General features: G+C 38.0%; 18 protein-coding genes. 4 read left to right on the top strand and 14 right to left on the bottom strand.

The window, feature by feature from the left end; genetic code table 11:
• Positions 1-14: 14 nt before the first annotated feature.
• The 14 genes from JW794_02440 to JW794_02375 form a co-directional block, all read right to left on the bottom strand.
• The gene (locus JW794_02440; GenBank protein MBN2016984.1) at positions 15-584 is read right to left on the bottom strand and encodes a uracil-DNA glycosylase; all 570 of its coding nucleotides are present in this window, start codon (positions 582-584) and stop codon (positions 15-17) included.
• A 19-nt stretch (positions 585-603) separates the two neighbouring features.
• Entirely contained in the window at positions 604-993 is a 390-nt protein-coding gene (locus JW794_02435; protein ID MBN2016983.1) for a dinitrogenase iron-molybdenum cofactor biosynthesis protein, read from the bottom strand.
• A gap of 5 nt (positions 994-998) precedes the next feature.
• Positions 999-1,328 carry a NifB/NifX family molybdenum-iron cluster-binding protein gene (locus JW794_02430; GenBank protein MBN2016982.1) on the bottom strand — a complete coding sequence of 110 codons (330 nt, stop codon included), beginning with the start codon at positions 1,326-1,328 and terminating at the stop codon, positions 999-1,001.
• Between the two features lie 113 nt (positions 1,329-1,441).
• Complete coding sequence (locus tag JW794_02425; GenBank protein MBN2016981.1) at positions 1,442-2,323, bottom strand: 4Fe-4S binding protein; 882 nt, start codon at positions 2,321-2,323, stop codon at positions 1,442-1,444.
• Positions 2,323-3,180 (bottom strand): ATP-binding protein, encoded by an 858-nt coding sequence (locus JW794_02420; GenBank protein MBN2016980.1) that lies wholly within the window; start codon positions 3,178-3,180, stop codon positions 2,323-2,325. Before JW794_02420 ends, JW794_02425 begins: the two co-directional genes overlap by 1 nt.
• Before the next feature lie 66 nt (positions 3,181-3,246).
• Positions 3,247-3,630 (bottom strand): VOC family protein, encoded by a 384-nt coding sequence (locus JW794_02415; protein ID MBN2016979.1) that lies wholly within the window; start codon positions 3,628-3,630, stop codon positions 3,247-3,249.
• Entirely contained in the window at positions 3,627-4,805 is a 1,179-nt protein-coding gene (locus tag JW794_02410) for a pyridoxal phosphate-dependent aminotransferase (GenBank protein ID MBN2016978.1), read from the bottom strand. The genes JW794_02415 and JW794_02410 overlap by 4 nt, the downstream gene beginning before the upstream one ends.
• 41 nt (positions 4,806-4,846) lie before the next feature.
• Positions 4,847-5,488, bottom strand: coding sequence for an MBL fold metallo-hydrolase (locus JW794_02405; GenBank protein ID MBN2016977.1), 642 nt, complete (start codon positions 5,486-5,488; stop codon positions 4,847-4,849).
• 17 nt (positions 5,489-5,505) lie between these two features.
• Entirely contained in the window at positions 5,506-5,871 is a 366-nt protein-coding gene (locus JW794_02400) for a NifB/NifX family molybdenum-iron cluster-binding protein (protein ID MBN2016976.1), read from the bottom strand.
• A 22-nt stretch (positions 5,872-5,893) separates the two neighbouring features.
• Positions 5,894-6,082: a hypothetical protein gene (locus JW794_02395; protein ID MBN2016975.1), complete on the bottom strand. Its 189-nt coding sequence runs from the start codon at positions 6,080-6,082 to the stop codon at positions 5,894-5,896.
• Between the two features lies 1 nt (position 6,083).
• The gene (locus JW794_02390) at positions 6,084-6,380 is read right to left on the bottom strand and encodes a DUF5320 family protein (protein ID MBN2016974.1); all 297 of its coding nucleotides are present in this window, start codon (positions 6,378-6,380) and stop codon (positions 6,084-6,086) included.
• A 120-nt stretch (positions 6,381-6,500) separates the two neighbouring features.
• Positions 6,501-6,857, bottom strand: coding sequence for a DUF5320 domain-containing protein (locus JW794_02385; GenBank protein ID MBN2016973.1), 357 nt, complete (start codon positions 6,855-6,857; stop codon positions 6,501-6,503).
• Positions 6,858-7,035: 178 nt separating this feature from the next.
• Positions 7,036-7,488: a DUF134 domain-containing protein gene (locus tag JW794_02380; protein ID MBN2016972.1), complete on the bottom strand. Its 453-nt coding sequence runs from the start codon at positions 7,486-7,488 to the stop codon at positions 7,036-7,038.
• A 132-nt stretch (positions 7,489-7,620) separates the two neighbouring features.
• Entirely contained in the window at positions 7,621-8,040 is a 420-nt protein-coding gene (locus tag JW794_02375; protein ID MBN2016971.1) for a hypothetical protein, read from the bottom strand.
• Between the two features lie 324 nt (positions 8,041-8,364).
• Here JW794_02375 and JW794_02370 point away from each other — a divergent pair, with 324 nt between their 5' ends.
• The 4 genes from JW794_02370 to JW794_02355 all read left to right on the top strand — a co-directional run.
• Entirely contained in the window at positions 8,365-8,574 is a 210-nt protein-coding gene (locus JW794_02370) for a hypothetical protein (GenBank protein ID MBN2016970.1), read from the top strand.
• A gap of 141 nt (positions 8,575-8,715) precedes the next feature.
• Positions 8,716-10,572 carry a PAS domain S-box protein gene (locus JW794_02365; protein ID MBN2016969.1) on the top strand — a complete coding sequence of 619 codons (1,857 nt, stop codon included), beginning with the start codon at positions 8,716-8,718 and terminating at the stop codon, positions 10,570-10,572.
• Between the two features lie 20 nt (positions 10,573-10,592).
• Complete coding sequence (locus tag JW794_02360; protein MBN2016968.1) at positions 10,593-11,639, top strand: cobalamin-dependent protein; 1,047 nt, start codon at positions 10,593-10,595, stop codon at positions 11,637-11,639.
• 9 nt (positions 11,640-11,648) lie between these two features.
• Positions 11,649-12,502: HAMP domain-containing histidine kinase (locus JW794_02355; GenBank protein MBN2016967.1), on the top strand; the 854-nt coding region annotated here is incomplete at its 3' end.

Below are 12,502 nucleotides of genomic sequence, written 5' to 3'. Positions count from 1 at the left end.
TTTTATATGTTTATTTATGATTGTTTGATTGCTTTCATCAAATCATATAATTTCATAAAGTTCTTCATTGCATTATCATATAATTGCTGGTGATACAGCACAAGAGCTGGATGAGACAGTGGAAAGAGGGTGATGTCTTCAACAACCTTTAATTTTGCAATGTGTTCAGGAAATTCCTTTTTTGAAAATTGCTGAAGCCCATATTTTTCAAAAAGATATTTTGTTGCATAATAACCCAGAGGAACGACAATTGATGGATGAGAAGTATCAATTTCTTGTTCTAAATAATATGAACATGCGTGAACTTCTTCTTGCTTCGGTCTTCTGTTTTTGGGAAGTGTACATTTGATGAGATTTGTCATGTAGAGTTCATGCTCTGTGATGTTGGTTTCTCTCAAGAGTGAATGCAAGATTTTCCCTGACGGACCCACAAACATTCTATTCTCTTTGTCCTCACATTCACCGGGTGCTTGAGCAATAAGCATGACATCAGCATCGGGATTTCCTTCACCCGCAAGTGCATATGTTCGAGTCTTGTGAAGCGAACAACGGGTACAAAATTGGAGTTCTTGGTGCGAGAACATGATCGTTCTTATTAAAAAATTACAGCATTAAATGAGATCTGTTTTCATCCTTATTCCATTCACCCTTGATCAGATCTAAATTCTTGATGATACGGTGAACGGCATCATCGATGGTGCCATTTTTTATGACAATACAAACGAATTTCTTTCTTATGCGCTTGATATTCGGACCAAATATTTTTGAGACAACGACTGTTACATTTTCTTTTAGAAGAAGTGATGATATTCCTTTTGCTTTTCTTGGATCAGCATGTAGTTCTTCCTCTTCTGGAACGGTATTCTCGATCCTTTTAACAAATAGAGCTTTATCATCTTTAACTTCATATATATCATAAAAAAGTGCATCGCCAAAATGTCGTTCCATGAAGGTTTTTCCATCATCAGTGGCAAAGGCTGCCTTGAATTTCATAAACTTTACAATTCACCTTTTTTGTATGCATCAAGCGCTTGTTTCGCGGTCATGTTTCCTGCACCGGTAATAATTTTGATACCAGATTGTTGAAGAACGGTTGCTGCATTACCTCCCGGTCCATTACCGGTTATTAAAACATCCGGTTTTTGCTCGAAAAGTCTTTGTGCAGTTCTCGGTCCTGCACCATGAGCTACTTCAGAAACGTCTGTGTTATCGATTGATGTTAATTCATCTTTTTCATCATCATAAATAAGGAAGTAATCAGTTCTTCCAAATCGAGGATCAATATGAGCATTCCAATCGGTTCCTTTTGTTGTAAATGCTATTTTCATTGTATCTCCATTTCTTTTTTCTTTATTATTTATAGCTCACGGATTTGCACGGATACACACGGATAAAAAAGAAATTATTATTAAATAGTCACAGTATGATTTATCTGTGTTCATCAGTGACCATCCGTGAGCTTCATTATTTTTTTCCAGCTCTTTTCTAATTTGTCTTTTATTTCACTATCTTCGTATTCAATGATAGTCTTTCCTGTCGTCATTGCTTTTGTAAATGCCTCATCATACGGTAGTTTTGAAATAAGATCGATCTTATTTTTTTTACAGAAATCTGTGATCTTATCTGATATTTCGTTATTGACATCGTACTTGTTTACAATGCATCCTGCGTGCAAGTTAAAATTTTGAATGAGTTCAAAAACTCGCTTCATGTCATGAAAACCGGACAGAGTCGGTTCGGTGATTAGTATTACATAATCAGCACCTGAAAGTGATGAGACAACTGGACATCCAATACCCGGAGAGCCATCAATCAAGATAATATCTTTACTATTCTCTTGTGCGAGTTTTTTTGCTTCTTTCTTAACTTTTGCAACAAGTTTTCCGGAATTATCTGCACCAACACCAAGCTTGGCATGAACCATAAAGGTATCAGTTTTTATCTTAGAAATATACCATTTCCCAACATTTTGCTCAATCATTGTGATTGCATTAACTGGGCAGACTTCCTTGCAGTAGCCGCATCCTTCACAATTGAGAGGGATAATATCATAGAAATTATTATCATTTCTTACGGCATCGAACCTGCAAACCTGTTTGCACTTTCCGCATTTCATACAAATCTCTTGATCGATATCGGCTTTGAATCCTGAATAAAAATCTTCATACTGAGCAAAATCCGGCTGCAAAAGAAGGTGCATATCAGCAGCATCGACATCGCAGTCTGCAATGATCGCTTCAGTGTCAGCAAGGATGGCAAATGAAGCAGTAATAGACGTCTTACCTGTTCCGCCTTTTCCTGAAATAACAACTATTTCTTTCATTACAGCACCTCGCAGACTTTCAAGTTTTGGATGATCTTGTTCAGTGCGGTTTTGATTTCTGGAATTGCTGTTGACAGAAGTTCTCCTTTTGCATATGCTTCTGCAGCTGCTTTCATATTTGGGATAGTTCCGAGGAGGGGAATCCTCTCATTTTTGCAATAGGTGATAACGTCGTCATTACCAATTCCGTAACGATTAATAACAATGCCGAAATCTTTTTTCAATTCACGCATAACTTCCACTGCAAGTGTGAGATCGTGCAGCCCGAAAGGAGTCGGTTCGGTAACCAGAATGATGTAGTCCGCATCTTTTGTTGCTTCGATAACCGGGCAGGATGTGCCGGGAGGAGAATCAAAAATAAGGAGCATGTCATGAGGGAATTTCTTATGAACATAATCAATCGTTTGTGCAATAAGAGGAACAGCTTGCTCTTCACCAACATTGAGTTTCCCTTCGACGAAATGAATATCATGATATTCGAATTGAGTTATCTTTCCAACGTCATAAGATTTCATCGGTAATGCATTCTTTGGACATAATTCGGAACATGCATAGCAGCTATGGCATAGTTTGTCGAAAATCAGTACTTCTTCCCAGAGTTTGATCACTGCATTGAACTGGCATACTTTCTGGCAATTTCCACACAGGATGCATTTGTCCTTATCCCATTCAGGGATCATTTTAAACACTTTTTTTTCTGATATTTTATTTCCTTTGATGAAAAATTTTGAATTCGGTTCTTCTACATCCAGATCAGTGAGAACAACAGGACATGTCTGGGAAATAAGATACGCAAGATTCGTGGCAAGAGTCGTCTTGCCTGTTCCACCTTTTCCGCTTGCAATTGAAATTTTCATATGGCATTATAGAACGCAGGTTGCGCTGATTGAACTGATGAACACTGATAAAAATGAATTATCTTTTTAATCATGGTTATTCTTCTTCATGATCTCGAAATTATTACCGAATTTGTCCTGGATGAATACGAGTGTATGGGAGTTTCTTTTTATGATAGTACATTGGTAATTATTCATTTTCACTTTGTCGATAAGACTTTCGCGGTTTTCAACTTCAACACATATATGAGCGTAGCTATTGGTCGAGGGCAGGGTTGTTACAAAAATCTCGAGAATCATGTTGTCATTTGACATTCTTGTAACAGGCACTTCCTCGTAAAACCCGAATAGTTTTTGATTTAGGTCTTTTGTAAGTGTAAATTCCTTTTCAATGGTAAGTCCAAGAACATTCTGATAAAAATTCGTTATCTCAGAGGGATCATGAATTGCCAGTCCGATATGTTTAATCATTTATATCCTTCTTTATTGAAATAATCTTTCATCCGGTCGAACGCTTTATCGATCATTGCTTCCTCAACACAGAACGAGAGCCGCAGATGACTTTCTCCTGTTGGGCCGAACGCAACCCCTGGAGTAGTTGAAACCTTCGCTTTTTGAAGGAGATTCACGCAGAATTCGAATGAGTTTTTTCCTTCATCAAGAAGGATCTTCGGGAACATGAGGTATGAACCGGTTGGTTTGACATAAGAAAAGACATCGCTCATCTCATCAAGTCGCTGGCACATAAGATCCCGGGCTGATTGATAATGCTCACGAAACTCTTTGACGCAAACTTGAGGACCTTTGAGAGCTTCAAGGGCTGCATATTGTGAGATCACAGGAGCACAGATCGCATAGGGGATATGCGCTTTTTTAATGTGGGGTATCAATGCTTCCTGTGCATGAAGATAACCAATACGCCAGCCTGTCATTGCATAGGTTTTTGTAAAAGTATAGCAGGAAATGACATTGTTTTGTGCTTCTGGGATCGACGCAATGCTAAAATGCTGATTGCCGTCATATAAGAAATACTCATACGCTTCATCAGTAATGATCACAAGATTATTTTCGACAGCTATATCGGCTAACTCACGCAAGGTTTGCTCTGGGAAAATAGTACCTGTAGGATTATTTGGACTGCAAAACAGGACGGCTTTCGTTTTGGGTGTGATCGCTGCTTTTATATCTTCAATATGAAGAGCATAGTCGTCTTCCTCATGAAGTGGAACAAAAACCGGCTGAGCTGATGCAAGCAATACATGACGAACATGAGTTGAGTAGGTTGGTGATGGAACAATAACTTCATCACCCGGATCGACCGTTGCCATGACTGCAGATGCAATGCCTTCGATTGCTCCGACTGTAACTAAAATCTGGTTGGGATTGGCAATGATATTATTATCCCGTTTTAGTTTTTTAACAATTTCTCTTCTGAGTTCTAAGAGTCCATCACTCGGCGAATAACCTCCGACAAGTCCTTGTTCGATTGCTTTGATAGCAGCTCTATTTATATGCTCGGGAGTTCCTGATGTAGGTTTTGCCCATGAGAGAAAAGCAACATCATCGAGTTGGTTTGACAGACGCGTCATTTCATGAATTGCTGATTTACTGATTGAACTAACACGTTTAGAGATGAGATTTTGCATTATACAATGATCTCCTTATCTGTTTGAATTATCTTGTTATCTTATTCGATTTCTATGATCGTTCCAGCGCCGCCTTCAATATATTTCTCAGGATAGCGTATCTTGATTTCATTTATATGTTCAGTGCAGTGCGTTGGACACACAAGTGTAAGCGGTTCAAGTACATCATACTCTTTGAAGCCATGCAATCCTCCGATAAGGGCATAAGGTTCACCGAATTGTTTTGCAGTATCAAGAATTAGACCGACTCCGGGATGGGAACATCCAACAATGACAACCAGTCCTTTTTTCGTTTTTACGATCAAGGATTGTTCTATATGAGCGAGTTCTCCAGTAGAATATATTCCTTCATGTAATTCTGTTGGTTGATCAATATAAAGTTTTTTCTTAATATTATGAACGCCACGAAATGAGGGAGGAGTATAGAGAGTGATATTGTTATTTTGTGAAAGAAAAGATGACAGTCCACCAACATGATCATAATGATTGTGTGAAATGAAAACATCATTGATTGAATCAGGATCGATACCGAGTTTTTTCATATTGGACATCAATATGTCACCGTTATCACCTGTATCAAAGAGGATTTTCCTCTCGTCTGCTTCAATAAGAGCTGCAAAACCCCATGATGATTGGAGTGCAGGATCTATAGTTGTGTTATCAAATATAATTGTAATTTTCATGATAATTACCAGGAATGTCAGTGACAATTTCCGTGCCCCGGTCCTTTACCTTCGCCGTGCTCACACATGCTGTCACCTTCAGTAAGCGTGCCCTTGAGATATTCGTCGATAATACAATCGATATCACCCTGAACACCGATTATCCAGTCCATATCATATGATTGAAAAAGTTGCTGAGCTCTATTTCCCATACCACCAGCGATAATGGTTTTATAACCAAGTTCGTTGAAATATTTAGGGAGAACACCTGGTGCATGCCCAGGATTCGGTACAACTTCTTTTTTTACTATAGATCCATTTTTGATATCAACAAGCGTGAATTCTGGGCATCTTCCAAAATGTTGAGCTACCTGTCCATTTTCTGTTGAAATAACGATTCGCATTACGTCTCCTTGTATGTTTATTCTATTCTCGTGTCATTTTTGCGCCGCATTTCGGGCAGGTTTTATTCATGCACGGCACTCCTTGAACATGTGGTTCTTTAAAACCGCATGACGGGCATACACACGATCCGCCAGGACCAGGATAATTGCCGCCCTGTCCACGACCTTGTCCTCTGCCCATACCTCTGCCTTGTCCATTTCCTCGTGGCATATTAGTCTCCTTTTTCTTCATCGATCACAGAATAGTTACCTTTGATTTCATTCGAAGTACTCCCTGTATCTGTGATCTGCTTTGATTTGAATCGATTTACGATTGTATTTACTGTTCGCCTGGAAATGCTGTCCGGTTTACGAAGGTCGTTGATAACTGCTCCTATCATTGGGATGACAAGGGTTCGCCACACCGATATGCTTCCATCTTTTTTGGTGAAAGCACTAAAGCAGCCACCTCGTCTTCGACCCGTTCCCGGACCTCGTCCTTCGGGACCTGTTCCGTTTCTTCTTGGCATAAAAACTCCTAAAAATTTTGATACAACTTAATCCCACTACAGAGGACTCGGAATACCCATAGATGTTGACTATTTTTTATCTGTGTATTCTGAATCCTCTGTACTAAGAACATGATAAGGTTACTTCTTTTCAGAAGCGTTGATCTCACTCAATCGAGTTTCGATCTGCTTTAAACTGTTCTTGAGGATATTGAGTTCATTCTCAAGAAAATCTTTTTCATCTTCAGCTTGGTATTGAGTGGGATAGGGTGCATAAGAAACCGGATATGCAGGTGCAAAACCTCTTCCATATCCACGACCGCGTCCAAAGCCGCGTCCATATCCAAATCCCATTCCACGACCGTAGCCGCGACCATTGTAACCTCGTCCACCTGCTGGGGTCATGTAACCGGGTCTGTCATTTCCGGCACAAAAACCAGCAGCTCTACCTGTCATTGGTCCCATTCCGTCAGGACCTGTTCTGTCTCCACGTGGCATAGTATGCCTCCTTGTAATTAATATTTATTAACCACAAAAAACACGAAAAACACTAAACTTAACATAAAAATTATATTCTGACTGATCCTCATCGATTCAATAAAAATACTTATTTTTCTATTTATATTTGTAATATTATTTTTGTGTCCTTTCGTGACTTTAGTGTTTTTAATAGTTTTCATCTTCCGCGCCCCCAGCGTCCACGTCCGCGACCACGACCTCTCTGGTAATTCAGATTGAGGTTTTCAAGATCGGAGTCGTTGCACTCGGGACATATTTTGGGCACTCTTTGTGCGTAATCGAGGATCGTACCACAGCTTCTGCATCGGGCAACATGCTGCTGGAACTGGAAATCACCCCCGCCGATACTTATTTCCTTACCATCTATGATCCCGGATGCAATTTTTTTGCGTGCCTGATCGATTAAACGGGTGAATGTTGGACGGGAAATTCCCATTTTCTCAGCTGCTTCTTTGTGCTCCAGTCCTTCATAATCTGCAAGCCGCAATGCTTCATATTCATCTACGGAAAGATCAACTACCTGCAATAAACGAGCAGGAATCCCTACAGGTTTAAACCTGCTGCAGAGGGGCGGTTTACTTACCCGCCTGATCTTTCTTGGTCGCGGCATGTGCACTCCTTGTTATGAACTTATGTTCAAAACTTATGCCGACCAAATTGATTGTCAAATAAAATGTGAAATAAAAAAAAAGAAGACCATAATACGCATGATCGTCTTCAGATATATAAGAATTCGAAGTGTCTATTTACACTCAACCTTCAGCAGGTCATTTCCGTTCTTATCATAATAAACGAAAACAAGCGTAACTCTGCTATCCCTGAAAGGTTTCATGTCTTCACTCGTTCGATAATTTTCACGTAATGTCTCTTTTAAATTATTCAGGTTTTCAGGTGTGAGTGCATTAACCGCAACTTGAAGGATCGTATAAAAATAGGTGAGTTTTAATCCCGGACCTGCGGTCGCTCGATCCAGTTGCGTGTTTTCATCGACAATTTTCGGACATTCCGCTGTCAGTTCTTCAGCGATTTCCTGCAATTCTTGCTCTGTCATCGGTTCATCTTCAAATGAGACATCCGAAACAGATGTCACTTTTTTCTTTCTTGTTAAAAAATATACTAAAATAATTATTACTAATACTGCTGCAATGATTCCAATGATCATGGTCGATCCTTTCAAGATTTTGCATGAGATCAGGACTTTTATCTGAACTGTCAATGTTCATATGAGTCTTTTATTGATATTCATTAAGAATAACTGATTGTAGAACTAATTCAGCAAAGTGCGGAAAAAATTCCGCACTATTTTTTGATTTCAACCATGTTAGAAGCTGATATGAAGGAAGAAATAATTAATGAACTTAAGATATAACATGCCTATATAAAGATAGATACAGGTGTTTATAGTATAACAAAAAAGAAAAGGTAACATATATTTGGCACGAAATGTGCATATAATAATTATAAATAAACATATAATTGGAGAATAATGAAAAAAAAGTATTTTGTACACAAAGAAAGACTTGCTTCAGGTGAGCATGAAGTTCATAGTGAAGATTGCTCCTGGATGGCATCTGAAGAAGAAAGGATTTATCTTGGGGAGTATTATTGTTGCAAACCTGCAATAGAGGAAGCAAAGAAACATTATTTTCAGGTAAATGGCTGCTATGCGTGCTGCAATGAGTGTCATAAAGATTGACTAAGAAATAATGTATCAATGACGTTGAAAAGAATTTGAAAAACTGATTATGGAGATCTCTACATGATCCTAAAAAATAAGTTACAGAAGATATTTTTGAATAAGATTCAAAGAAAAATTGGTTTTTTCTTCTCACTAATAATGATAATAATCTTAGCTTTAGCAGTCTATATTTATTTTAAAACCTCAACAAATCATTTTCGCCAAAATCTACGAAGACGACTTCATGATATTGTCAGTATTTCTGCTTTGGATATTGATACCGGTCTTCATGCAGTTTTAACGGAACCTGATCAAGAAAATAATGAAACATATATGGTACTGAAAAAGAAGCTTCAGCAGATAAGAGATGCAACATCGGATATCTATTTCATTTACACCATGAGGTATGATGAAGATACGGGGATCAGTTTTGTGGTTGATGCAGAGGAAGATGAAGAGGAAATTGCTCATCTTGGTGATATATATACAGAAGCCAGTGATTTTTTACGAGAACAAATTCCTGATATGGATGAGCCAATGGTCGAGGAGGATTTTTATACTGATAATTGGGGTACATGGCTTACTGGTTATGCACCGATCTATGATGGACAAGGTAAGAGGGAAGCAATACTGGGTATTGATATTAAAGCTGATACAGTGAAAAAATATGAGCATCAATTAATGTGGGTTGCAATAATAATGATGCTTGTTGCCTTCCCAACCATATTCTTTTTGGGATGGTATTTCGGACGAGAGATTGCACGACCAATAGTTTCCATCGCAGATACTTCGAGCAGAATAGCCAATGGCGATCTTAGTTTGAAAGTTGCCGTAAACTCACATGATGAAATCGGCATGCTTGCTCTCTCATTTAATAAAATGACGATTCAACTCAATGAGATGATAAGTAACCTGGAAGAGAAAGTAAAAGAAAGAACTGCAGAACTGTCAAAAGAGATTGAAGAACGCAAAATAACAGAAAAGAAACTCATGGTCAGTGAAAGAAATTATAATGCAATTATGCATGATCCGAGTACGTTCATTGGAACTACAAAACCGGATGGAACATTGATTACAGCAAATGGAGCTGCTCTTACATTTATTGGAAAAGAATTAAAGGACGTTAAAGGTAAAAAATTCTGGGATACACCCTGGTGGGAGCACTCAATAATACTTCAGGAAAGATTAAAGCAGAGTATATTTCAAGCAGCTAATGGAGAAAGAGCTCACTTTGAAGCAAGTCACAAAGGTAAGGATGGAAGTGAAATTTTTGTCGATTTTTCAGTCCGACCTGTACTGGACGAATTTGGGAATATCAATAGTTTAATTGTAGAGGGAATTGACATATCAGAACTAAAAAGTACCCAGGAAGCACTCAGGACAAATAGGGAAAGATTAAAAACTGCTGCTTCGATCCTTCGCCATGATATTACAAACGATCTAACCGTCATACAAAGCGCTCTTTATCTCTATGTGAATGAAAATGATGAATCAATGCTCGATGAAATAAAGAGCAGGGTCGATATGAGTCTTGATACAATTACTCGACAACGGGAGCATGAGAATTTCCTGAGTACTCATGCTGAACTTGATATTTATAACATTCATGATGTTCTTCAAACGGTATTGCAGAAATATGACTCTCTGGAAACCACTATCAACGGTACCTGCCAGGTCTTTGCAGACCGAGCTATCTATTCTGTTATAGGAAATATCGTTACTAATGCTGTTCAGCACGGGAGAATGGAGAAATTGGATGTTGATATTTCAGAAGAGAATGATTTTTGTACGGTTCGAATCGTCGATTATGGAACGGGAATTCCGGATGAAATAAAGGATAGAATATTTGAAAAAGGTTTTCATTATGGACCTGCAGGACATACAGGTATTGGATTATACATCGTTAAGAAAACAATGGAAGAATTCGGAGGTGAAGTATATGTGGAGGATAATCATCCAAATGGAACAGTCATCATCTTGAAAATGAGAAAGGTAGTCACATCGAATGATTCATAAAATAAATATATGGAGAAAATATGGATACAATACAATATGAAGCAATGAGTGATGAACAGGTCACGCTCAAAGCAATAAATATCTTTTACGATCGCTATCCGGAATATGAAAAACGATATGGTGAAAAAGGCCGAAAAAGAGCATATAAAGATTGGATGTATCACCTGTCATATCTGTCAAGTGCAATTAACATTCAAGAGTCTAATCTCTTCTTGGATTATGTGGCTTGGTGTAAAATGTTTTTTAAGAGCATTCACTTTCCTGAAGTGTACCTTATCGCAAGTTTTGAAATACTTGCAGATATTTATGAACAAGACAATTCGGATTATGGTAGAACTGCCTATCAATATCTCAGTAAGGTATTAGAGAGATTTCCATCACTTCCCAATGAAATAAATCCATTCATTCAAGAAAACTCTGAGCTTGGTGTCATGGCACAGCAGTATTTGAATTCATTATTGCGCGGAGAACGAAATTATGCAGAGAAGATCATTTTTGATGCAATTGAAAAAGGAATATTTGTAAAAGATATTTATCTTAAAATATTCCAGCCGGTTCAGTACGAAGTAGGCAGATTGTGGCAACTTAATGTAATCAATGTAGCTATGGAGCATTTCTGTACTGCAGCCACTCAAAATATCATTGCCCGACTTTATTCACATATCTTCACAGGACAAAAAGGCAATAAAAAACTCATCTCAACAAGTGTTTCCGGAGAACTTCATGAGCTGGGTATAAGAATGGTAACAGACTTCTTTGAGATGGAAGGATGGGATACATACTACTTGGGAGCAAATACTCCGCACGACAGCATTATTGCAATGATCGAAAATGTTAAACCTGATATCATAGCTGTTTCTGCAACAATCGCATTTAATGTGGATCGTGTACGTGAATTGATCTTTAAGATCAGAGAAAATGTGTCATATAATGATTATCGAATAATTGTTGGTGGATACCCATTTAACAAAAATGAATATCTCTGGGAAACAGTCGGAGCAGATTCATTTGCAATAAATGCTGAAGATGCTATTCTGTCAGCCCAAAAACTCATCGATGTAAGGTAATTATAACTAATGAAATCAAAAGGAATTGTTCTGCTCTGTAATACTGATAATACTATTAAAAGCGTACTCTATAACGATTTAGAAATTGGAAATGAAATACTGGAAGGTTCTGATCTGATTGCACTTTTTATTGAGACTGATATAGTCAAAGTGAAACGCTTTATCAAAGAAATTATACGTGAAGGAGCTCAGTTCAATTGGGAGCTGAATGTCATATTAAAGAATGAAGTTAAAACACTGGTCTTCGATGGAGCACTTTTTGACGGTGTCATTCTACTTGTAGGGGGGATTGATAATATGAATTTCGAGTTGCTATCCCATGAGTTGTTGAAGATCAATAATGATCAGGTAAACAACGTTCGAAGTATGGCAAAACAAATTGCAGACCATTCCAAACAGCAAGAAATGCTCCAAAAGAAATCGTTAGACGAGATGTCTCTTCTTAATAATGAACTCTCGAACCTGCAGCGTCAAGTAATGAAACAAAAGATTGAACTCGAGCGATTGAATGAACTGAAAAACCAATTTCTTGGTATTGCTGCGCATGATCTCCGGAATCCACTTGGTAATATTATCAATCTAACCGAGTTTCTGCAGGATGATATTCAGGACTTTTCACAAGATCAAGCGGAATTCATCGGTCATATTAGAGATCTAAGTTCATATATGCTGAACCTTGTTAACGAACTACTGGACTATTCAGCTATCGAAGCCGGAAATATAACCTTGAATTTAGAACCAACAGATTTTATCGAATTGATCAATAAAACGCTTCAGTATAATAAGGGAGTTGCTGACAAAAAAGATATAACCATAACTTTCACCAATAAACATAAAAGTATCATTATTCCTATCGATGTTAT

Source organism: Candidatus Cloacimonadota bacterium (assembly GCA_016932035.1).
Lineage (GTDB): Bacteria > Cloacimonadota > Cloacimonadia > JGIOTU-2 > JGIOTU-2 > Celaenobacter.
Note: the sequence above shows the minus strand (reverse complement) of the source record. Positions and strands in the feature narration are given on the sequence as shown.